The organism is Massilia orientalis (assembly GCF_030411975.2).
Lineage (GTDB): Bacteria > Pseudomonadota > Gammaproteobacteria > Burkholderiales > Burkholderiaceae_D > Telluria > Telluria orientalis.
Window position 1 is genome coordinate 158936 of record NZ_JASNRB020000007.1, and the last position, 23326, is coordinate 182261.

Sequence of the window (23326 nt, forward strand, 5' to 3'; positions counted from 1 at the left end):
TCTACTCTAGAGGCCGCCCTCTACATATAGTAGTTCTACCGTATTGCGGTGCACAAAAATTGGGACTATAGTTGTACCTGTCTCCTCCAGATTTTCTCCGAAAACCTGGATTCAGCCCGCACCGCAAGGTCGCGGGCTTTTTTTTTTATCAGAAATTGTCCGACGCTAACATTTGTAGACGCATGCGATGCCGCATGCCTTTCTTTTGTTCAGTCGGGGACGCGCGGCGCAAACGGCCGCGCGGAGGGCAGTCTCAGGCGCCGGTCGTTTCGGCGTCGTCGCCCTGGAAAGCACCGGCGCGCCAGGTCAGCACGAGCGTGTCGCGGTGACCATCGGCGCCGATGGGCTGGATCGGCGTCGATTCGTGGATGACGGACGCGTCGTCCAGCAGCAGCAGCGTCCACGGTTCCGTCATCGTGAAGCGCTGGCCTTTCGGGCCGTTCGCCTCGAACACGCGCGTCTCGCCACCCTTGATGTTCGCGCGCCCGATCAGGATGACGGCAACGAAGTCGACGCCGTCGCGGTGCGCGCCTTCGGGCGTGGGGCGGCCGATGCCGTCGGCGGTATCGATGCGGAACTGGTGCGCCTCGACGTACCAGGTCTGCCGGCCCTTCACCTGCGAGCACACGGCGCCCAGCGCGCGCAGCAACTTGGGCCAGGCCGGCTGCTCGACGGTGGACGGCTCGATGGGCACGAACAGGCGGTGCATGCCGCCGTGCAGGGCGTTGTACTCGACCGGCTGCCAGTGCGCGCGGTGCGGGCTCTGCGCGAGGGTCGCGCCGCTGTCGACGAAGCACGAATGCCGGCGCCGGCGATAGCGGCCGCCGTCCTTCAGGTAGTTGTCGAGTTCCAGGCGGTCCCAGCTCGGCGCCAGCGCCGCCAGCTCAGCGAGCGAACAGCCGGCCAGTTGCGCCACGTCGGCCGGACGCAGCAGCGCATAGCCGTCACCGCGCAGCGCGTCGGCGATGCGGGCCGGATCGGTATAAGGTGGTTGCGGTGTTGTCATCCCGGTAGCCTAGCACTTTTTGCAGGCGGCCGTGCCGGCCATCACCAGTTCCTGACGAGCGTCAGCCGGAACGAGCGCGCCTCGATCGGGTGGAAATGCACGTCCTCGCGCGGCGCCGTTTCGCCGCGCAGCTGCGACGCATAGTAGTAGTCGATCGCGGACGCGCGCCGGTTCGCCAGGTTGAACCCTTCCAGTTCCAGCCGCAGGTCGCGGCTCACGCGGTAGCCGAGGCGGCCGTTCAGGGTCGTGCTGGCGCGCGAGCGCACGCTGTCGTCTTCGACGAGCGGACGCGGTCCGAAGTACCGCAGGCGCAGCGCGCCTTCCCACGGGCCGACCTGGCTCACCGTCAGCGCGAGCTGGGCGACGCCCTCGATCGCTTCCGGGATGCGGTCCTGCCCCGGCGCGACGCCGCGCGAGCGCGCATGCGCGTAGGCGGCATCGAAGTCGACCGACAACCATTTATACGGTTTGTAGTAATTCGAGAACTCGATGCCGATGCGGCGGCTGGGCGGGCCGGCCTCGGTCGTCCCTTCGTCGCCGACGTACGTCAGCTCGGAATCGAAGTCCAGGCGGTACAGGGAGATGGCCGTCTGCATCGCCGGGATGGCTTCGGTGCGCAGGCCCAGCTCCATGCCGCGCGAGCGCACGAGGCCGGGCGCCGTGAGGGTCCCGCGCGCATCGTTGCTGTGGAAGCCTGCGCCGTAGTTCACGTAGAACTCGGTCCGGCGCCATGGGCCGAACACGATGTTGGCGGACGGGCTGGCCAGCGAGTCGCTGCCGTCGATGCCGCCGGTGCGCACGCGGAAGCGATAATCGTCCGCGCGCACGCCCACCGTCGAGCGCAGCCACGGGTTCCAGCGCGTCGCGTTCTCGATGAAGGCGCCAAGGCTCGTCTCGACGATGTGGTCCGCGCGCGTCACGGACAAGGTCTTGCGCGCGGCCGTGCGATACAGGCCGTTGAAGATGTTGTCGTTCTGCGCCTCCACGCCGACGGTGATGTCCGACGTCGACGTCTCGCCGCGGTGCACGTGCCAGCTGCGCGTGGCGTTGACGCCGCTCGTCACGCGCCGGTCCGGCTGCGCGAACTGGTCGCCGTTGACCGGGTCGTTCATGAAGTACGTGAAGTCGGACCACAGGTCGAGCTGGTTGCGGATGACGTAGGCGCTCACCTTCGACGCCGAATCCTGGCCCGTGCGGCGCCATGCGCCAGACAGGCTGAAGCGCTTCGCTGCGCCGCCGTCGGTGGTGTCGATCGCGTCGAAGCGGCCCAGCAGGCCGGCGGCCACGGCGCGTTCGGGAATCTGGTCCGTCGCATTCCAGCGGCCGCGGTACGCCATCGCGGTCACGCTCCAGCCGTTGTTCGCATAGCCGCGGCTGTAGCGCAGCACGCCGTTCAGCTTCTGGTAATCGTCCGGGTGCGCGTACGGGCCGTCGTTGTGCAGGGCTTCCAGCGCATACGTCAGCACGCCGTCGTCGATCTCCTTCGATGCGGCCAGCGCCGTGCGCGCGTAGCCGTCCTGGCCGATGCTGGCGGTGGCCACGTTGCGCGCGAGGCGGTTCGCATAGGTGATGGCAGCGCTGCCGGCGGACGCGAAATCGCCTTCGCTGGCGGAGTACGGCCCCTTCTTGTAGTCGAGGCGCGCCGTCAGTTCGGGGATCAGGAAGTTCAAGTCGGTCCAGCCCTGGCCGTGCGCGTGGCTGCGCTGGTTGACGGGCATGTCGTCCAGGTACGTGGCCAGGTCGGTGCCGTGGTCCAGGTTGAAACCGCGCAGGAAGAACTGGTTCGCCTTGCCTTCGCCGCTGTGCTGGCTGACGATCAGGCCCGGCGCCGCTTCCAGCAGTTCGCCGGGCCGGTACACGGTGCGCATCGCCAGTTCCTTCTGGTTGACGGTGCCGGCGCTGGCGGCATCCGCGATGCCCAGCTGGCTCGTGCGCGCGCCCTCGACGAGCACGCGCTGGATCACGGGATCGTCCGCCCACGCGCAGGCGGGCACGAACAGCGTGGCGAGCAGCAGGGCGATCGGGCGCATCAGTGGACGGGGAGTTCGGTGCGGCTGCTGGTAAAGCCGAACGTGCGCAGGCTGCCGTTCGCCGTCAGGTTCACGGTGTTCTGCTGGTCGGGCAGGAAGTCGCTCAGCACGGCGTCGTGGATCGTCTCGACGTGCGCGACGGGCGTGCGCACGGCCTCCTGGAACACGACGACGCTGTCCGTGTCGACCGTCACCCCCACCCAGTTCAGCGGCAGGCGGCGGCCGTCCTTGTCGGCCAGCCAGAACTGCTTTTCAACGTACTTGCGCAGCACGGCCTGGTCCTCGGGATCGGACAGGTCGAACTGGCGCTGGTACAGTGCCGTCAGCAGCGCCTCCACGTCGTGCGCCATGTACGTGTGCACGACTTCCGTGCTGCCCGTGCGCTCGTTGTAGCTGATGTCGGCGATGCCGGCGTGGAAGCGGTGCGCGGAGGCGTGGATGCTCACGCAGGCGCACAGCAACATCGCGATGCGCTGCAGCTTCACTTGTCCACCTTTTTCAGCTTCTCGTTGAAATCTCTCATCAGGTTGTCCTTGTCACGCTCGGTCTTGTACAACTCCAGCCGCGACGGCACCGCCTTGCGTGGCCAGCTGTTGTTGCTGGTGTCCGTGTCCGCCGTCTCCCAGTTCGGGTCCTGCGTCAGCGCGACCATCGGTTCGTCCGTGACGATCAGCTTCGTGATCTTCTTCGGATTGTAGCGCCACACCTCGGCCGGAATCCGCTCGACGTATGTCTTGCCGCTCGCAAGCGTGATCTCGAGGATCAGCGGCGTCACGAGTCCACCGACGTTGCCGAAGTCGACGAGGTACAGATGCTTGCCTTCCTTCAGCAGGTTCCGTTCCCAGTCGTCGAGGTCGCCCAGCGCCTCATTGTACTTGTTGCGGTCGCGGTTCGTGACCGTGAACGCGTCGTGCTCGTTGTAGAAGTCCTTCAGTTCCGGATGGGAGTCCACGCGACGGGGCAGCGTGCCCTGGTTGCGCTGGTCCGTGACCGAGACCGGTTCGAGGTCGTGCTGCGCCTTCTTCCACGCCTTTTCGATCTCCGGATCCTTCGTACCGACCGTGTATTCGCTGATGCCGTCCACGCTCACGTCGACATGGTCCGTCGTGTAGAACCAGCCGCGCCAGAACCAGTCGAGGTTCGTGCCCGACGCGTCTTCCATCGTGCGGAAGAAATCGGCCGGCGTGGGGCGCTTGAATTTCCAGCGCTGCGCGTATGCGCGGAAGGCGAAGTCGAACAGGTCGCGGCCGAGGACCGTCTCGCGCAGGACGTTCAGCGCGGTCGCCGGTTTCGCGTACGCGTTGTTGCCGCGCTGCGTGACGGATTCCGAGTTCGTCATCACCGGCACCTGGTTACGGCTCTTCATGTAGTCGACGATGTTGCGCGCTTCGCCGCGGCGCGACGGGTAGTGGTCTTCCCATGCCTGCTCGGCCAGGAACTGCATGAACGAGTTCAGGCCCTCGTCCATCCACGTCCATTGGCGCTCGTCGGAGTTGACGATCATCGGGAAGTAGTTGTGGCCCACCTCGTGGATGATTACGCTGATCAGGCCATATTTCGTGTTCTTCGAGTACGTCAGCTCGCCCGTCTTCTTGTCCTTCACCGGCCGGCCGCCGTTAAAGGAGATCATCGGGTATTCCATGCCGCCCACCGGACCGTTCACGGAGATGGCGACGGGGTACGGGTAATCGAACGCGTACTTGTTGTACTCGGCGATGGTGTGGATGATGGCCTGCGTGGAGTACCGTTCCCACAGCGGGTTGCCTTCCTTCGGGTAGAACGACATGGCGAGGACGTTCGTCCCGTCCTTCCTGAAACCCTGCGCGTCCCAGATGAATTTGCGGCTCGATGCCCACGCGAAGTCGCGCACATTGGACGCCTTGAAGCGCCACGTCTTCATTGTCGTGGCGCGCTGCTTCTCGTTCGCTTCCGCTTCCTGCTGCGTGACGATGACGACGGGTTTGCCGGCCGTGCGCGCCCGCGCGAGGCGTTCGCGTTGCGCGGCAGTCAGCACGGCGCCGGCGTTCTGCAGCTCGCCCGTCGCGGCGACGATGTGGTCGGCGGGGACCGTCAGCTCGACGTCGTAGTCGCCGAATTCCAGCGTGAACTCGCCGTCGCCCACGTACTGCTTGTTCTGCCAGCCGTGCGCGTCGTAGTACGCGGCCATGCGCGGGAACCACTGGGCGATCTCGAACAGGTCGTTCTTGTCCTCCTTGTCGAAGCGCTCGAAGCCCATGCGCCGTCCGAGCACGGTCGTCTCGGGCACGTTGAAGCGCCACGCGATGTCGAACGCAACGCGCGCGCCGGGCTTCAGCGGCTCGGCCAGGTCGATGCGCATCATCGTCTTGTTGATCGTGGTGCGCAGCGGGTGGCCGCTGCGGTCCGTCACCGACGCGATCTTGAAGCCGCCGTCGAATTTCGCGCTCTCGACGAGGAAGCGCGCCGACTCGAACGGCGTGCCGCCCGACCGCCACGCGTCGCGCGACGGATGGCTGGCGATGCGGCGGTTGTCCGAATCGGCGCGGAACATGTTCTGGTCCAGCTGCACCCACAGATAGGCCAGCGTGTCCGGCGAGTCGTTGTGGTAGGTGATGGTTTCCGAACCGGTGACGGCGCGCCTGGCTTCGTCGAGCGTCGCGCGGATGCGGTAGTCGGCGCGCTGCTGCCAGTACGCGTGGCCCGGCGCGCCGGACGCGGTGCGGGTGTCGCTGGGTGTCGGCAGCAGTTCGTCCAGCTGGCGGAATTTGTCGTCGAACGCCTGGGCGTGGGTGGCCGGCGCCAGGACGAGGAGGGCGATGAGGGGTAGGCGTTTCATGGCGGTGTCAAAAGTGAAAACGGCAACGGCACCTCGTGGGCGCCGTTGCCGCGGGTAGACGTCGGGCGTGTTATTCCGCCTTGTCGTCCTTGGTCTTCAGCTTCTCGTTGAAGTCCCTCATGAGGTTGTCCTTGTCATGCTCGGTCTTGTACAACTCGAGCCGCGACGGCATCGCCTTGCGCGGCCAGCTGTTGTTGCCGGTGTCCGTGTCGGCCGTCTCCCAGTTCGGGTCCTGCGTCAGCGCGACCATCGGCTCGTCCGTGATGATCAGCTTCGTGATCTTCCTGGGCGTGTAGCGCCACACCTCGGCCGGAATGCGCTCGATGTATTTCTTGCCGCTCGCAAGCGTGATCTCGAGGATCAGCGGCGTCACGAGGCCACCGAGGTTGCTGAAGTCGACGAGGTACAGATGCTTGCCTTCCTTGAGCAGGTTCTTCTCCCAGTCTTCCAGGTCGCCGAGCGCTTCGTTGTACTTGTTGCGGTCGCGGTTCGTGACCGTGAACGCGTCGTGCTCGTTGTAGAAATCCTTCAGCTCCGGATGGGAGTCCACGCGGCGCGGCAGGGTACCCTTGTTGCGCTGGTCCGTGATCGAGATCGGCTCGGCATCGCGTTGCGCCTTCTTCCACGCCTTCTCGATCTCGGGATCCTTCGTGCCGACCGTGTATTCGCTGATGCCGTCGACGCTCACGTCCACGTGGTCGGTCGTGTAGAACCAGCCGCGCCAGAACCAGTCGAGGTCCGTGCCGGAGGCGTCTTCCATCGTGCGGAAGAAGTCGGACGGCGTCGGGCGCTTGAACTTCCAGCGCTGCGCGTATTCGCGGAAGGCGAAGTCGAACAGCTCGCGGCCCAGCACCGTCTCGCGCAGGACGATCAGCGCGGCCGTCGGCTTCGCGTACGCGTTGTAGCCGAGGGCGGCGATGGATTCCGAGTTCGTCATGATCGGCACCTGGTTGGTGCTCCTCATGTAGTCGACGATGGCGCGCGGTTCGCCGCGCGATTGCGGATAGTGCTCTTCCCACGCCTGTTCGGCCAGGTATTGCAGGAAGCTGTTCAGGCCTTCGTCCATCCACGTCCACTGGCGCTCGTCGGAGTTGACGATCATCGGGAAGTAGTTGTGGCCCACCTCGTGGATCACGACGCTGATCAGGCCATACTTGGTGCGGCTGGAGTACGTGAGCTCGCCCGTCTTCTTGTCCTTCGTCGGGCGCGGGCCGTTAAAGCAGATCATCGGGTATTCCATCCCGCCCACCGGACCGTTCACTGAAATCGCGACGGGATACGGGTAGTCGAACGAATACTTGTTGTACTCGGCGATCGTGTGGATCACGGCGGCCGTCGAGTATTTTTCCCACAGCGGATTGCCTTCCTTCGGGTAGAACGACTGCGCCAGCACATTGGTCGCGTCCTTCTTGAAGCCTTGCGCGTCCCAGATGAACTTGCGGCTCGACGCCCACGCGAAATCGCGCACGTTCTTCGCGCGGAAGCGCCACGTCTTCGTGCCGCCGGCGCGGGTCTTTTCGCGCGCCTCGGCCTCGGCCTGGGTGGCGATGATGACCGGTTTGCCGGCCGTGCGCGCCTGCTCCAGGCGCTGGCGTTGGGCGGCGGTCAGCACGTCGCCAGGATTCTGCAGCTCGCCGGTGGCGGCCACGATATGGTCGGCGGGGACGGTCAGCTGCACGTCGTAGTCACCGAATTCCAGGGTGAATTCGCCGGTGCCGAGGAACTGCTTGTGCTGCCAGCCCGTCACGTCGTAGTACGCGGCCATGCGCGGGAACCACTGGGCGATCTCGAACAGGTCGTTCTTGTCCTCATCGAACTTCTCGTAGCCGGAGCGGCCGCCGAGCACCTTCTGCTCGTTGATGTTGTAGCTCCAGTCGATCGAGAACGCGACCTTCGCGCCCGGCTTCAGGGGCTGCGGCAGGTCGATGCGCATCATCGTGCGGTTGATCGCGACGTGCAGCGGACGGCCGCCCGCATCCTTCACGGCGGCGATCCTGAAGCCGCCGTCGAACGTGCTCTTTTCCAGCACGGAGCGCAGCGCGTCGAATTTATAGCCGTCTTCCGGCCCGCGCGCCTTGGCCCAGGCGTCGCGCGAGGGCACGGTCGCCGTCATGCGCGCGTCGGAATCGCGCTTGTAGATGTTCTGGTCGAGCTGGATCCACAGGTAGGACAGCGTGTCGGGCGAATTGTTGTGATACGTGATCGTCTCGGTACCGCTGATGGCGCGCCTGCTTTCGTCCAGCGTGGCGCGGATCGTGTAGTCGGCGCGCTGCTGCCAGTAGGCGTGTCCCGGGGCGCCGGAAGCGGTGCGGATCGTGGTCGGGGTGGGCAGCAATTCGTCGAGCTGGCGGAATTTGTCATCGAAAGGTTCCGCCGCGATTGCCGCCATGCTGAGGCATAGCGCCGCCAGGCCGATCGGGAAACGTATCATATTTACCCTGCATTCATGGTTGAAAGAAGGAAAATATTCTAGTCTTGACGTTCAGCCATTACCTTATTTGATGTGTAACAAGACTGATACATACGGATGGGCGTGGCGCGTGCGATACGGTCGGACACGCGGACACATGAACGGACACCGGGCGGACACCGCCGGCGGACACTTCAGTCGATGCGCGGCGCCGCCATCCCGCGCAAGACCAGCGTGACGAGCACGATCAGGAGGCCCAGCAGCACGAGCACGGTATCGAGCCGCAGCTGCGCCTGCAGGGCGAGCGCATAGGTGGACGTCATCGCGAGGATGGCGAGGTTTTCGTTGAAGTTCTGCACGGCGATCGACTGGCCGGCAGGCATCAGGCGGTGGCCGCGGTGCTGCAGGATCGCGTTCATCGGCACGACGAACAGGCCGGCCAGGATGCCGATCGCGAGCAGCAGCGGCAGCGCCACCGCGACGGAATGCACCCACACCATCGCGCACAGCCCGCCGCCCATCACGGCCCCCAGCGGCATCACGGACAGCGAGCGCACGAGCGGCACGGCCTTGCCGGCGACGACGGCGCCCACCGCGACGCCGAGTGCGAACACGCCCTGCAGCGCCGCGGCACGGTCCAGCGTGAGACCGAGCACGTTCTGCGCCCACGTCAGCAAGAGCACCTGCAGCACCATGCCGCTGCCCCAGAACAGCGACGTGACCCCCAGCGAGATGCGGCCTTCGGGGTCCTGCCACAGCGTCCGGTTGCAGCGATAGAAATCGGCGAGCAGCGCGGGCAAAGGGCGGCGCGCGTCGTCCGGGCGGGCGCCGGCGTGCATCACGGGCAGGTTCAACAGCGTCGCCAGAAAATACGTCATGACGATCACGGCGACCGCCATGCCGATGGGCGTGGCCCGCCATGGCACGGTCAGGTGCAGCAGCCACGCGATCGCCTGCGGATTGGCGGAAAGGACGCCGCCCAGCACCGTGCCGAGGATCATGGCGAGCACGGTCGTGCCCTCGATCCAGCCGTTGGCCGCCACGAGGCGGCGCGGCGGCAGCACCTCGGCCAGGATGCCGTACTTGGCGGGCGAGTATGCGGAGGCGCCGAGCCCCACGATGCCGTAGGCGAGCAGGGGATTGGCCTTGGCCAGGATCAGCGAGCAGCCGAGCATCTTGACGGTGTTCGTCAGCAGCATCACGCGGCCCTTGGGAAAACGGTCGGCGAAGGCGCCGGCGAATGGCGCCAGCACGATGTACGACAGGACGAAGCCCATCTTGAGCATCGGCGTCATCCACTGCGGGAACGACAGCGTGGCGACCAGCGACACGCACAGGATGAACAGCGCGCTGTCCGCCAGCGACGAAAAGAACTGGGCACCGACGATGGCGAAGAATGCGGCATTCATGGGAAACGGTATATCACAGCCGTCCCGGACGCCGGTTTCGCTTGCTGTAAATACAGAAACTTTGTGATTGCGACAATTGGTTAGATTTGCATATGAACAATAGTTTTATACTTATGGAATTATCTATACAGGTTGGATGGCGTTTGGACGCTTTCACACTCATCGTGGCCGCCGCGCTGGCGGCGTTGACCATGGCCGCCAGCATGGGGCTGCTGTACCTCGCCAGCGCGCGCCAGGCCTGCCTCGTCGACTGGACGGTCGCCGCTGCGTTATTCGCACTGAGCAACGGGCTGGGCGCCATTGGCCTGCACCAGCAGGCGGGCCCCATCCTGTTCATCGCCTGCGTCAACGCGCTCCACATCGGCGGCCATTTCGGCATGCTGGCCGGGGTGCGGCGCCACCTGCACCTGGCGCCCGGCTGGCGCTGGGGCGTGCTGCTGATGGCCGCCGTGCTGGCGGCGCATGCGCTGATGTTCGCGCGCGGCGCCCCGCTGTACCGGCTCGCGCTGTTCACACCGTTCGTCGGCGCGCTCAATCTCGGCGCCGCGTGGCTGCTGTGGCGCCGCAGCGAGCGCGAGGCGTGCGCGGCGCATACGCCGCTGATCGTGCTGCAGGTACTGTCCGCGCTGCAGCAGGCCGCGCGCATGGCGATCATGCTCGCGTACGACGGCCGCCCGCCGGGTTTCCTGGGCGGCGATTTCTTCCGCACGTCGGGCGCGCTGGCGATGCTCGTGTACATGTCGCTGGCGACGATGTGCTGCGCGTTGATCGTCAGCCACCAGCAGACATTGGCGTTGCGCCGAGCCTCGCTGACCGACGTGCTGACCGGCTGGCTGAACCGGCGCGCCCTGCACGACGTGGCCACGCGCGACTTCCGCCGCTGCCGCCGCAACGGTTCGGCCATGTTTTTCATCACGTTCGACATCGACCACTTCAAGCCCATCAACGACCGCTACGGCCACGGGGTGGGGGATGCGGCGATCTGCCACGTGACGGCACTGTCGGCGCGGGTGCTGCGCGGGTACGATGCGCTGTTCCGCATCGGCGGGGAAGAGTTCGCGGTACTGGTCGTCGGCGAACATGCGGGGAACGTGTGCGCCATGGCCGAACGCCTGCGCGAGGCCGTGGTGGCGACGCCGCTGACCGTCGAGGGGAAGCCGGTAGCGATGACCGTCAGCGTGGGCGTGGCCGCGCTGGATGCGCACGACCAGAAATGGGAAGACATCCTGAGCCGCGCGGACGTGGCGCTGTACCACGCCAAGCAGAACGGCCGCAACCGTGTCAGCGTGCATGGCAGCGACGTCATCGGCCGCGGCCAGGCGGCGCGGCTGCAGGCGGTGGGGGCCTGAGCCGCTTCGTGCGCTTTTACTTCATCCAGACGGCGTAGTTGTTACCCGACGTCTGCAACGTCCAGCCGGCGCCCGGGCTCCAGCTGTTCGGGCCGATCTTCATCGCCAGCTGATGCGTCGTGCCGGTGATGATGGCCGCGTACAGGCCTTGCGTCGCTTGCTGGATCGCGACCGCCGACGTCGAATTCACGCCCGCGTTCTTGCGCGCCGCCATCAGCGCCGCGATCTGCGTCTTGAGGTTCCAGTTGTAGATGTGCGGGTAGAACACGGTCGGGATGCCCGGGTGCGACAGGATATAGGCATAGCCTTCCAGCACCGAACCGCACGGCACCGGCCACAGGTTCTGCCCCGTGCCGCAGCTTTCGGCCGGGCCGGTGTCGTGGTTGTCGACGAACGTCACCGACATCGCCGGCCACCAGCCGATGGCGCCCTGCGGCTTGCCGTCCGTCGCCTTCAGGCGCCAGTAATTGCCGTTGGCGAGGGCGTCGTTGAGGATGCCCTTGGTCGTGAAGTCGAACGCGCCGCAGCTGTTGCTGGTGCCGTTGATCCAGTCCATGATCGCCTGGCGGTTCGCGTTCAGGTTGTTCAGGTCGAACGAATCCGGCCACATCTCGCCGACGCAGAAATCGGGCGCGAACGCGTTCGAATACTGGCCCGCGTAGCTCGCCGAAAAGCCTTTCACGTAGTCGAAACGCAGGCCCGAGAAGCCCACCGGCTTCAGCGTGTAATTCAGCCAGTTGATGATGCCGTTCTGGACTTCACCCACGTTCTTGTGGTCGAGGTCGCGCCCGGCGGAAAAACCCTGGCCCGTGTCGGCGTTGCCGAGGCCGCAGTTGCACTCGTCGCCGTTGACGATGGAATACGTGGTCCAGTTCGGATTCGTGAAATCGGACCAGCCCGTGGTGCCGACGCGGTGGTTGACGACGACGTCGACGATGGATTTGACGCCCTTGCTGTTGAACGCGCTCACGACGTTCGTCAGCTCGGCCGCGCTGCCGTACTTGGAATCGAGCTTGTTCAGCTGGCGCGGCAGATAGCCTTCCTTGGCGCTCGAATCCGACGGCGGCGGGAACCACACGTGGGTGAATCCCATCGCGCTCAGGTCGCCGACGTTGTTCAGCAGGGTGTTGTACCAGTCCGGGCCGGTGTAATTGGCCGAGTTCCAGTGGAAACCCTGCAGGACGATGGCCGTGCTGCCGCCCGCCTGCTGGGCGGGGGTGGCGGCCCCTGCCGGGGCCATGGACGTGATCATGCCCGCCGCCAGCAGGGCGACGATGGTGCTCTTCTTCATGCTTCTCCTCCGATGTGATACGGGTAAGGTCCCGGCGAACAACGGAGGGCGTGCAAAAGTCCGTTGCTCAGCCAGGTACTTTTACTACGTATCGGGCAATCATTCTGTGATGTTTTCGTGCCCGACGGGGGAGATTCTTAGCTATGCGTATTTTCGTGTCAATCTAATTTGCATAAAGTGTGTAGTTTTAATACTTTCGACTTGCGCTTTCGCAAATGAAATCCTCAAGCGACGTCGCACCGCGGACGGGGTCGTCCGGCCAGCGGTCCTGCTCGTCCAGCACGGTTCCCGTCATGCACGTATAGCTGCGCGCCGCTTCCGCCGAAAAGCCGAGCTGGCGGAACGTCTGCTCCCAGGCATGGCGCGGGACGACCTCGACGTCGACGGGGCGGCCGAGTGCCCGCGCGAACGCGTCGGCGACGTCGCGCGGCGTGTAGCGGCGCGGGCCTTCGATGTAGAGGGTCTCCGTCCGGTCCGCGGGCTCCATCAGCCGCTGCGCGGCGGCTTCGCCCAGGTCGCAGGGCGCGACCATCGGGATGGCGGCATCTTCCGGAAAGAAGCTGGGCAGCTTGCCGCGGTGGCGCACCGTGTCGAGCATCTCGGTCCAGTTGCTCATGTAGTAGGCGCCGCGATTGACGGCGACAGGCACGGCCTGCGCCCGCAGCTTTTCCTCGAATTCGAACAGCACGGTCAGGTCGCCGCATGGCTCGCCGGCGCGCGCGCCGAACGTCGAGACGGCGACGGTCTTGCGCAGGCCGGATCCCGTTACCGCGTCGACGATGGCGGCGGCATTCGCGCGCTCGACGGCGTCCGTGTCGGTGAACGGCGCGGCCGGCGGATTCAGCAGCAGCGCGGTAGTGCCCGTACGCAGGATGGCGCGCAGCGCGGGCACGTCGCGCACGTCCGCGACGGCGACTTTCGCGCCGGCATCCCGCAGCCCGGCCGCATGGCCGGCATTGCGCGTGACGACCGTGACGGGTTCGCCCCGGCGCAGCAGCGCGCGGGCCGTGGCCGAGCCGACGTGGCCGGTGCCTCCGATGATGATATGCATGAGCTTCTCCTTTCGTAGCCGACGAAAGGGAGAATTTTAAGAGGCGGCCCTGACAGTTTTTGTCAGGAGCGACGCGACGGGATCAGTCGAATCCGCGCACTGGCAAACGCGCATCCCGCTGGATCCAGTTGCGCGGCGAATACTCGGTCCGCGCATCCGTCACGTGCAAGGTGAACGCGTGCCGCGAGACAGGCGACCGGTTCGGCGCGCTGTAGTGCGGCAGCAGCCCATGGAAGCAGACGAGGTCCCCGGCCTTCGCCTCCAGCGGCACGGCCGTGCTGTCGTCCGGCCACGGCGTGCTGTCCAGTTTTTCCATCGTGACGGCATCGCCGTCGCGGAGAAAACGCTCGCGCAGCGGGCCGCGGTGGCCGCCCGGTTCGACCCACAGGCAGCCGTTCTCGATGGTCGCGTCTTCCAGCGCGAACCAGAACGTCGTCACGCTGATCGGCGTGGAGTCGAAGAACGTCGCGTCCTGGTGCCAGCGCACTTCGCCGCCGATGCCCGGCTGCTTGAAGATGTACATCGACTGCCAGATCTGCGGCTGTTCCAGGCCCAGGTCGCGCGCGGCGGCGGCCAGCTTCGCATCGTGCGTGAACGCTTTGAACACGGGGTCGAGGTCGTGCATGGCGTGGCCGATCTTGTTGATCGACAGGGCCTTGGCCTGCTTCAGCTGGCCGTCCGGGCCGAAGGCTTCCTCTTCGAAGAAGCAGCGGATCGTGTTGTCCGAGCCGAGGAACCAGGCGTCGCTGGCTCTCGCCTGGTCGCGCGTCGTGAAGATGGCGCGCGATTCGGCAGGGTCGAACGCGTCGACGATCTCGCCGGCGCGTGCACGCAGGCGCGCGATCTCGTCGGCTGATTTGAAATTCGGGATGACGATGTAGCCGTCGCGCTGGAATCGGTCGCGTTGTTCGGGAGTGAGCATGGCATGGTCCATCAACAAAACCATGCCATTGTAGATCAGGCGGCCACCGTCCACGCACCGTCCGCATACACGCGTTCGTCGTCCAGGTACACCGCATCCGTCACGACGAACACGTCGATGTGGTAACGCGCATCCTTGCGCTTGAACCCCGGTTTCGCGTACACACCGTGCTTGGCGCCCAGCGACAGATGGATGCCGCACATGCGCTCGTACGTGCCGATGTCGTCCACGCGGCGCTCGCGCGTGAAGGCGCGATTCATGCCGAAGCCGAGTTCGCGCACCCAGACTTCGCCCTCGTCGCGGCGGATGATGTCGAGGACTTCCCGGAACGCCGGCGTGACGTTCTCCGTGCCGACCACGCGGCCCTTCTCGATGACGAGCGTGATCGGTGACTCGGGCCGGTTAACGAGGTAAGACGTGTCGCCGAACACGTGGACTTGCGCGCGCCCGCTGACGGCTTCCAGGTCGCGCGCTTCCGTGAACACTTCGCCGATCGGGAACTGGCCGCCCACATTGCTCATCGCGCCGTAGTCGCCCACGTTCAGCTTCGCGCTTTCCAGCGGCGAGTCGAACGTGAGGACCTCGCCGCCGCCATGCACCTCGGCGCGGCGGGCGCGGTCGATGCGCGTCTTCAGCGCATGGCCCACGCCGCGGAAGTAGGCGGGATCGTAGGCCAGCGCCTCGATGTAGTGCTCGCCCTGCGCGCCCGGCATGCGCGACAGGTGCACGTGCTCGATGACCTTCAGGCCCAGCTTGAACAATTCCACGCGCAGGCGGAAGCCGTCCAGGCGGAAGTTCGTCGACTGCACGAGCACGACGAGATCCTGCGGCGCCAGCGTGCGGAACGTCGCGAGCACCTCGTCGGGGGGCACCGTGTCGAAGTCGATGAACGTGGCCTCCGGCAGGTTCGCGCGGTAGGCGGCGACGAGGCCGCGGGCCAGGGCGGTGCGGGTGTCGAAGACGACCAGCGCGCACCGCTCGGGCGTGTGTTCGAGCGCGATCGCGAGCACGTCGCGCAGGTGCGCGGTGGCGGAGTCGATGGCGGCGGCGGGCAGGGTGTCGGTGGGCGTCATGGCGTGGCTGGAGGGGGAAGACAACCCGGCATTATACGGCCTCCGCACCCTTGCGGCAGGTCACGACCTGCCCAGCTGGATTGTTGCACAGTCTGGCTGTCAGGAGCCCATCATGTTGATTCGTAAAGGAAATTTCCTAAAGCTCATCCTGGTCGGCGTGCTGCTGGTTTGTCTCTCGGCGCGTGCGGCGGCGTTGCGCGCACCGGAGACCGTGGCCGCGGAATTCTATGGCTGGTACCTGCAGACGCTCGACGCCGACCAGGATCCCCTGAGCGACCGCTACGACCGTCTGAATGCCTACGTCGCGAAGCCGCTCGTCGACCAGCTGGTGAAACGCCTGCAGGAGCAAAAGGCGGCAGCGGGCGACTACTTCCTGCAATCGCAGCGCATCCACGGCGCATGGCTGCGGGGGCGCGTGCAGGCCGTCACCCTGCGCCGCCAGGCGCGCAGCGCCGACGTTCTCGTCACCCTCGACGGCGACGGCGACGCGAAACATGAAGTGGTGCTGACGATGGTGCTGGACAACGGCACCTGGAAGATCCGCCACGTGAACCGGGCGGCACTCGATGCTGCCGAAAGTTCCATTTCCCGCGCCGCTATTTGATCCCTGAAGCACAGCCACGCGCTACTCCGTGAACAGGGCGCCGTCGGCTTGATCCCGGCGCTATGATTCCAAAACGATAACGGCCCCGAGTTTGAGCGGGCCGCGATCGATTTTGACGAATCGACGGTGGAGCGCATGGCATACCGATGGGAAACGCCGGCCAGTATCTGGCTGGAGGATGAACGCAGCGGGCAGTTCGAGCTCGTGTCCAGCGACGGGCTGGGCCGGATCGACTGGCAGGCCGCCGCGCGCGGCCGCCTGGCCGATTGCGCGCACCTGCTCGGCGCCTCGCTGCCGCAATCCTGCGACCACGCCGCCATCTATCCCGAGGGGTTCGCGTTCTGTCCCACGTGCGGCCGCCCGCTCGAACGCCTCGGCATCGCGCCCGGGCGCCATCCCGACTGGTGGGGGCCGTATGCAGATGCGCTGCTGCCCCGGCACGTGCCGCATGGCCTGCCCGTGACGTCGCTGGCGCTGGGCGACAGCCTCGAAGAGCGGCCTCCCGCGCCGGAAGTCGGCCGCTTCGACGCCGCCATGCCGCCGCCGCCGAACGCCCATTGCGTGTTCGCAGCCGCCACCTTCGGCTTTCCCGAACAGCGCCTGCTCGCGCTGGCGCCCGGGCGGGGCGTGCTGCAGTACTGGGATCCGCTGGCGGAAGTCTGGCACGTGCTGCTGCCGGAAGAGGGCGCGGCCGATCTCGCGTTTGGCGCATCCGACTACGGCTGGCTGCCCACGTCGCACCTGCAGGTGCCCGCGCGCCGCGGCGACGTGGCGCTCGTGCCCACGGCGCGCGGCCTGTACCGCCTCGCCATCAATCCCGTCAGCGAGACCTGCCGCACGGAGGCCGTGCTGGCCGCGCCGGTCGTCGCGGCGCCCGGCCTGATGCGGCGCCAGCTGGGCGTCCTCGTGCGCAATCCGGGCGGCACGCTGGGCCTGTGCGCGCTCGGCACCGACCTGTCGCCGGGTCCGCAATTCGATTGCGGCGCGCTGCCGCTGTCCGGCTGGACGCGGCCCATCGGCTACGACGGCCAGCTGTTCTGGCTGCACGGCGAGGGCCAGCTCGCGTGGCGTCCCGGCGAGGCGCCGCGCTGGCTCGCGTGGCCGGACACGTGGCTGCCCAGCCTCGACCTCGGCGGCCCCACCCTGAGCCGCGACGGCCGCATGTGGCTGATCGGACATGACGGCCAGTCGTATTCGTTCCTCGAACTGGGGGCAGAACGAGTACAAGCGCGTCCGCAGCGCGAACCGATCGACGGCGCGCGCCTCGGCTTCGCCAATTTGCTGTTCCGGCGCGGCCATCCCGTCGTCGACGAACCGTGGTCCGGCGAGCACGTCGAGGACCAGCACGAGGACGATTCCCTCGTCCTGCCGCTGCTGCGCAGCTTCAACAACAACCGCAGCCAGCCCAGCGGGCTCGTGCTGCGCTTCCACAAATACACCGGCCGCGCCGAAGAAGCGCTGGCCAACCGCGTGATCGCCCGCACCACGGTGGAGTGGATCGGCCGGCGCAACGTGATCCTGGACGAAGTGGCGCGCCTCGCGCGGCCGCTCGAGTGCGTGCCCTTCGTCTACGCCAACCGCCTGTGGCTGCACCACCCAGACTGGAACCGGATCCGCGGCTGGAATCTGGAAGCGCCGACGTGACGGCCGCCCGCCTGTTCGTCCTGCTCCTCGCGTTGTGCGGCATCGCCCCCGCCGGGGCCGTGCCGCAAGTGGCTCAGGTTATTCTGGTGCAGAACTCCGGTTGGATGGAGCCGTTTTATTCGGACCCGACATCGCAATTCAAGCCGCTGGTGGCGGCACTCGCCGGCAATGTCGCGCAGCCGGGGGACGCACTCGTGCTGGCCGCATTCAACCAGTCGCTGCCCGGCGCGCCGTCGCCGCGCGCGCTGCTGTCCGAGCAGGTGACGAAAGACACGCCCGCGCACGTGCAGGCCGCGCTGGCGGGGCTGGAAACCGCCCGCAAACCCGGCGGCACGGCGCTCGCCGACACCGACCTGGGCGAGGCCGTGGAAACGACCATCACCAAAGTCCTGGGCGGGAAGGCGGGCCTCGTCTGGCTCGTGACGAACAACCGCAACAGCCCGAACAACGACCAGGCAACAAGCGAGCGCAACCGCGAATTCTATGCGCTGATCCACAAGGGCGCCGCGATCACGAAGGCGCTCGCGTTCCCGCTGCGGATGCCCGTGCAGGGCCAGCACTACCACGCGAACGGCCTGATGGTGTACGTGTTCGCGGTCGGGCCGGAAGGCGCGCGCGCCCTCGACGCACTGCTGGCGGCGGGCCGCGTCCAGCGCGTGATCACGGAACCGCCCGCGCGCCTGAAACCGCTCGACCGCGATACGGTGCGCCTCGTGCCGCGCAAGGTCGAGGACGCGCCCGGCGTCGAGTTCTCGATGGATGCGGCCGGCCGCCTGCGCGCGGACGTGGCGCCCGACGCGCGCACGCCCAGCGCGACGATCCAGTGGCAGCTGCAGAACACGATGTATCCGTACACGATCGCGGGCGCGACGATCTCCGCGCGCTCGATGCTCGGCGGCGAGAACCGCCCGATCGCGTTGAAGACGAATACCGTCACGCGGCTGGCGCCGGGCCGCGCGGAACCGCTCGCATCGACGGTGCAGCTGCCCGTCGCGCAGCTGCCCGGCAAATGGTCGATGGCGGCCTTGAAATCGGCCGGCTCCGCATACGTGCTGCCGGGCCGCATCGAACTGCATCTGCAGGGCCAGCGGCTGGAACTGTCGCAGGCGTTCCGCGAGCGCATGGCGGCGCTGTTCCCTGGCGACCCGCTGCCGGACATCTTCACGCCGCCGGCCGACATCCAGGCCTCGACGGCCGTGCTGCCCGTCGAGGTGCATGTCCATTACGGCTCGGGGCCGCTCGTCGCCTTGCTGGCCGGCGGCCTCGCGCTGCTGGCGGCCGGCGCGGGCGCCGCGTATGCGTACGGCCGGCCGCGCAAGGTGCAGCTCGTCGTGGAAGACGAACTGCGCACCGTGCACACGCGCGCCGGCGCCACGCAACCGATCTACGACAAGGCGGGCAATGAAGTGGCCCGCCTGAAGACGACCTTGTTCGGCCACCAGTTGCTGGACCTGCGCGAAGGCGCGCAGGTGCGGCTCGGCCGATGAACCCACGGGAACCCACCATGCAGAACGACCAGACCAAGCCCGCCCCCGACACCGCCGGCACCGATCCAGGCTTCAAGCTGCCGGGCCAGACCGCCACCACGCCGCAGGACAGCCTGCCGAAGACGACGCCCGACACGGCCACGCAGCCCGTCGAGATCGCGCCGGGCGGCGCCACCAACACGAGCGCGGCGCCGCTGCGCGACACGGCCGGGCGCGACATGGCGATCGGCGCCGTCGCGTTCGTCGTGCTGCTGGTGATTTACTTCTTCGTGCGCAACGCCTACGTGCACCACCTCGTCGTCAAGCGCGTGGCGCCGTCGTCGGCCGGGAGCGCGGGCTGGCTGCTGTTCGTCGGCATGGGCTTCCTGTCGGCCGCCGTCGTGCTGGCGATCGTCAACGCGAGCAAATACCTGACGCCCGCCATCACCGGACCGCTGGTCGTCGTCGGCGTCGTCACGCTGGTCGCGGCCTTCTTCGTCGGCCGCCGCTGACCTTTCAAAGAGAACACCATGGCAGATTTTCCCGATCCCGCATCGCTCTCCGGCAAAGCCGAGCTCAAAGTCGACCTGCGCCCGACGCTGTTCATCGGCGCCGGCGGCACCGGCATGGAAGTCATGATGCGCATCCGCCGCCGCATCCTCGCGGCCGTGTGGAACCGCCGGCATCCGACCCGCGTCGAATCCATCGCCGACTTTCCCGTCGCGCGCTTCCTCCATTTCGACCTCGATGCGAATGCCGTCATCGACGAGGGCAAGTCGCAGCGCACCGACCCGTGGTTCGAGCTGGTGAAGCTGTCCGACGAGGAACGCCTCGTCGAACCGCTCGACCTGCCGCAGTACCACGAGTCGGACGACAGCCTCGCGCGCTTCCCGCTGATCGAAAACTGGATGCCGCTGCGTCCTAAAAAACTGCGCTCGCTGGGCATCGACCCGTCCAAGGGCGCGGGCCAGATCCGCGCGCTGGCGCGCTTGTACCTGTTCGACAAATATCCGAAGCTGCGCGGCCGCATCAAGGGCGCGCTGAATTTCCTGAGCAGTAACGCGGGCATCGAGCGCAAGGAGAATTACCAGCGTCTCGGCCTGCAGGTCGACACGTCCAAATTCCGCATCGTCGTCATCGCGTCGAACGCGGGCGGCACGGGCGCGGGCAGCGCCATCGACCTTGGCTGGATCGCCAAGGCCGTCGCGCGCCAGGAAGTGTCGGACAGCCAGGTCGACCTCGTGATGTTCCTGCCGTCCGGCTACGCGAAGGCGAACAAGGAGCGCACGGAGGCGAACGCGTACGCCACGCTGATGGAGCTGGAGACGGGCATGCGCGACATGAACGCGCGCGTGCAGTGGATGGAGCCGGACAGCATCGTCGGCCGCGGCACGCCGTTCGACGATGTGTACTTCGTCGACACCGCGAACCTCGCGAACAAGGCGACGCAGGACGTGAAGGACGTGTACCAGATGGTTGCCGACACGCTGTTCGAGGACTTCGCGTCGGCCGATTTCGCCAACCGCAAGCGTTCCGTCGCCGTCAACCAGCAGCAGCACAAGCTCGGGCCGTACAACCCGCGCGTGCCGGAGCAGCGCTTCGGCGACATGCGCCTGTCGTACTCCAAGGTCTATTCCGCGTTCGGCCAGTCCGTGCTGGACACGCAGCAAAGCCTGCGCGAAGACATCCGCGCGTATGAACTGGCGGCGCTGATGGTGAAGGCGTTCTTCGGCCTCGTCGCGGCCGATGGGAGTGTCGCCCGGCGGGCCGCCGACCAGGAACGCGACGCCTTCATGCGCGAGCAGATGGGCATGGCCGAGCACCCGTTCGCGGAATTCCCCGATTTTAAAAAGGGGACCGTCGACGTCACGCCGTTCCCGGAATACGCGCTGACCGACATGCTCCTGCTGGACAAGGACCAGCGCTCGCTGCTGGAGCGCGTCGAGAGCAAGGTGCAGCTGGAGATGGACCGCATCATGGCCTCGTACGACCTCAAGCTGTGGCGGGAAAAGGTCGTCGAGCTGCTGCCGAACCTGGAGCGCGACGCCATCCGCGAGGCCGGCGCCACGGCCGAGACGAGCGAGGACCGCATCAAGCGGCATACGGGCGAGCTGCTCGCGCAACTGCGCCTGAACGTGCGCGGCCGGCTGTACATGCTGCTGGACGACCGCAAGCAGGGCGGCCTCGAATTCGTGCTGTCGCTGCTGGAGCAGGTGAAGGCGCGGCTCGCGCAGCGCGACCTGGCGAACGTGCAGCGCAACGGCAAGCGTTACCGCGACGTGCGCGACGCCCTGCGCACGCGCCAGGTCGAGGAATCGCTGAACCACCTGACGCAGGCCGCGGGCCGGCTGTTCGGCAAGGATGCGCAGGCGAGAGAGATCATGAACCACCTGAAGCGCGACATCGCCGACTACCTGCGCTTCCACCTGCTCGCGGTCGCGGCGGGACAATCCATCGAGGTGATGCAAAGCCTGTCGGCGTGGCTGGGCGAACCGCAGGCGCCGGACGAACACGGCCAGGTGCGCTGGAGCGGCGTCGCCGGCGAATTCCAGGAAGGACGGCGCAACGTGGGCGCGATGCTGGCTGCCGTCGACCAGCGCATCGGCCAGCTCCGTGCCGACGCGCGCCAGGAGCACGCCACGTACATCAAGCTGGCGAGCGACGTGCTGCCGGAACCCGTCCGGCTGACGGGCGACGTGAGCGCGTGGAGCGAAGAGGTGCTGCTGGAATTCGGCGGCTCCGCGCGCCTGTTCCCGCAACTGGGCGACGAGAGACTGCGTTCCGATCTCTTGCTGAAGCTGTTCCGGCGCGCGCAGCTGCAGCTGTCGGGCGAGCAGGCCGTCGCCGAGCTGCCGGACCCGCTCGTGGAACGCCTGGGCGCGATGTCGCCCTCGGCGCGCCATCGCATCTTCTCCGAGTGGATCAAGAGCGCCATGCCGTGGATTAACGCGCGCTTCTCGGCCGAGTTCACGCCCAGCGCCGACCAGTTCAAGTGCTTCATCGGCGTGGGCGACCCGGCCGCGTGGCGCAGGCTGGAAGGGGAAATCCGCGCCGCCGTGCCGACCGGCTTCTTCCACGGCGACCTCGTGTCCGTCGTGAACACGGGCGTGCCGGGGCGGGCCGTGTGCTACATCGAGCTGTCCGGCTACCCGATGACGGTGCTGCGCGGCCTGCCGACGTGGCGCGCCAGCTACCAGATCGAAAACCCGAAGATCCCGACGCACCTGCACTTCGATTCGACGCGTTTCCGCCACCCGATCTCGCCGTCGATGGACGAGCTGAACCGCCTGGCCGACGACTACGAATTCTTCCTGGCCGCCGTCGCGCTGGGCGTCCTGCGCCGCAAGCAGGACGCGGGCGACCGCGAGGCCGCGTTCCAGCCGCGCGGGCAATACCTGTTCGAAGTCGAGCAGGGCTCGGGCGAATGGCTCCAGATCGGCAACGAGTACGCGATCCGCTCCAACGGCCTGCCGCCGTACTACCGCGAACAGGTGATCGCGGCGACGCGCCAGCGCCTGGCCGCGATGGGCCCACACCAACTGGCGCTGCTGGCCGCGCTGATGCGTCATTATCAATTGCGCGTGTACGAACCGAAGCTGGAAGTGGACGAGACGGGCGCGCAGCTGCCGTCGCCGTCGCTGCCGTACATCACGGCGCGGCGCCTGTACGACCAGTGGATGCGGCGCGCCGTCGGCATCGACCCGGCGCTGTCGCCGGCACAGGTGGAAGCGGCGCTCGCGCAGCTCGACACATGGACGGAGACCGTGCCCGATTCGGCGTCCGACGCGTACGCGTGGGAAGTCGAGCGGCCCGTCGACAAACGCGTGATCCGGCCGGAGTTCCTGTCGGCCGACGCGCGCGCCGCGCAGGCGCTGGAACGGCGCGCAGCTGCGCCTGTCATGCCGTCCGCGCAGTACGCGCCGGCCGTGCCGACCGTCGTCGCACCGACGCCGGGCGCGCCCGATGCGGTGCCGGCACCGAGCCTCGGGCCGGCCGCGTACGTCGTGGGTGCGACGCCGATCCCCGCGCGCTACAAGCTGTTCGTCGGCGGCACGCAGCGCGGACCGTTCGCACTGGACGAAGTCGTGCAGCAGCTGACGCGCGGAGAGATCGACACGGGCACGCGCATCTGGAACATGCAGTGGAATCCGCGCGCGGACAAGTGGAAGACCGTGGCCGACATCCCGGAACTGATGGCGGTCGCCGGCGCCGCGATCCCCGATCCGGACGACGACGGCATCCCGGACCCGGAATAA

Annotated in this window: 16 protein-coding genes; 6 read left to right on the forward strand and 10 right to left on the reverse strand. The window is 67.0% G+C overall.

From position 1 onward, the window contains the following. Nucleotides 1-253: 253 nt before the first annotated feature. From QPK29_RS12990 to lplT, 6 genes are all read right to left on the reverse strand, one after another. The gene (locus QPK29_RS12990; RefSeq protein WP_371769057.1) at nt 254-1006 is read right to left on the reverse strand and encodes a 2OG-Fe dioxygenase family protein; all 753 of its coding nucleotides are present in this window, start codon (nt 1004-1006) and stop codon (nt 254-256) included. Between the two features lie 41 nt (nt 1007-1047). Further along, a complete protein-coding gene (locus tag QPK29_RS12995; RefSeq protein ID WP_371769058.1) occupies nt 1048-3036 on the reverse strand; it encodes a TonB-dependent receptor in 1989 nt (662 codons plus the stop codon). After that, nucleotides 3036-3521, reverse strand: coding sequence for a DUF6702 family protein (locus QPK29_RS13000; protein ID WP_371769059.1), 486 nt, complete (start codon nt 3519-3521; stop codon nt 3036-3038). Before QPK29_RS13000 ends, QPK29_RS12995 begins: the two co-directional genes overlap by 1 nt. Then, a complete protein-coding gene (locus tag QPK29_RS13005; RefSeq protein WP_371769060.1) occupies nt 3518-5851 on the reverse strand; it encodes a M1 family metallopeptidase in 2334 nt (777 codons plus the stop codon). The genes QPK29_RS13000 and QPK29_RS13005 overlap by 4 nt, the downstream gene beginning before the upstream one ends. Before the next feature lie 70 nt (nt 5852-5921). Next, a complete protein-coding gene (locus QPK29_RS13010; RefSeq protein WP_371769061.1) occupies nt 5922-8282 on the reverse strand; it encodes a M1 family metallopeptidase in 2361 nt (786 codons plus the stop codon). Nucleotides 8283-8455: 173 nt separating this feature from the next. Continuing rightward, nucleotides 8456-9670, reverse strand: a complete 1215-nt coding sequence (lplT, locus tag QPK29_RS13015) for a lysophospholipid transporter LplT (protein ID WP_371769062.1) — start codon at nt 9668-9670, stop codon at nt 8456-8458. A gap of 143 nt (nt 9671-9813) precedes the next feature. On the opposite strand from lplT, the gene QPK29_RS13020 reads away from it, so the two are divergent. Then, nucleotides 9814-11019 carry a GGDEF domain-containing protein gene (locus QPK29_RS13020; RefSeq protein WP_371769063.1) on the forward strand — a complete coding sequence of 402 codons (1206 nt, stop codon included), beginning with the start codon at nt 9814-9816 and terminating at the stop codon, nt 11017-11019. A gap of 16 nt (nt 11020-11035) precedes the next feature. Here the strand turns inward: QPK29_RS13020 and QPK29_RS13025 are convergent, their stop codons facing one another. The 4 genes from QPK29_RS13025 to QPK29_RS13040 form a co-directional block, all read right to left on the reverse strand. Continuing rightward, nucleotides 11036-12310: a glucan 1,4-alpha-maltotetraohydrolase domain-containing protein gene (locus QPK29_RS13025; protein WP_371769064.1), complete on the reverse strand. Its 1275-nt coding sequence runs from the start codon at nt 12308-12310 to the stop codon at nt 11036-11038. Nucleotides 12311-12497: 187 nt separating this feature from the next. Continuing rightward, complete coding sequence (locus QPK29_RS13030; protein WP_371769065.1) at nt 12498-13361, reverse strand: NmrA family NAD(P)-binding protein; 864 nt, start codon at nt 13359-13361, stop codon at nt 12498-12500. An 82-nt stretch (nt 13362-13443) separates the two neighbouring features. Further along, entirely contained in the window at nt 13444-14283 is an 840-nt protein-coding gene (locus QPK29_RS13035) for a phytanoyl-CoA dioxygenase family protein (RefSeq protein WP_371769066.1), read from the reverse strand. A 35-nt stretch (nt 14284-14318) separates the two neighbouring features. Continuing rightward, entirely contained in the window at nt 14319-15356 is a 1038-nt protein-coding gene (locus QPK29_RS13040; protein ID WP_371769067.1) for a M29 family metallopeptidase, read from the reverse strand. Nucleotides 15357-15468: 112 nt separating this feature from the next. Between QPK29_RS13040 and QPK29_RS13045 the strand changes: the two genes are divergently transcribed. The 5 genes from QPK29_RS13045 (at nt 15469) to QPK29_RS13065 (ending at nt 23326) form a co-directional block, all read left to right on the forward strand. Next, entirely contained in the window at nt 15469-15960 is a 492-nt protein-coding gene (locus tag QPK29_RS13045; protein WP_371769068.1) for a DUF3828 domain-containing protein, read from the forward strand. Nucleotides 15961-16095: 135 nt separating this feature from the next. Beyond that, entirely contained in the window at nt 16096-17604 is a 1509-nt protein-coding gene (locus QPK29_RS13050) for a hypothetical protein (RefSeq protein ID WP_371769069.1), read from the forward strand. Continuing rightward, on the forward strand, nt 17601-19091 hold the full coding sequence (locus tag QPK29_RS13055; RefSeq protein WP_371769070.1) for a hypothetical protein: 1491 nt from the start codon (nt 17601-17603) through the stop codon (nt 19089-19091). Before QPK29_RS13050 ends, QPK29_RS13055 begins: the two co-directional genes overlap by 4 nt. Before the next feature lie 17 nt (nt 19092-19108). Beyond that, nucleotides 19109-19582 carry a hypothetical protein gene (locus QPK29_RS13060; RefSeq protein WP_056130470.1) on the forward strand — a complete coding sequence of 158 codons (474 nt, stop codon included), beginning with the start codon at nt 19109-19111 and terminating at the stop codon, nt 19580-19582. 18 nt (nt 19583-19600) lie between these two features. Beyond that, nucleotides 19601-23326: a tubulin-like doman-containing protein gene (locus QPK29_RS13065; protein WP_371769071.1), complete on the forward strand. Its 3726-nt coding sequence runs from the start codon at nt 19601-19603 to the stop codon at nt 23324-23326.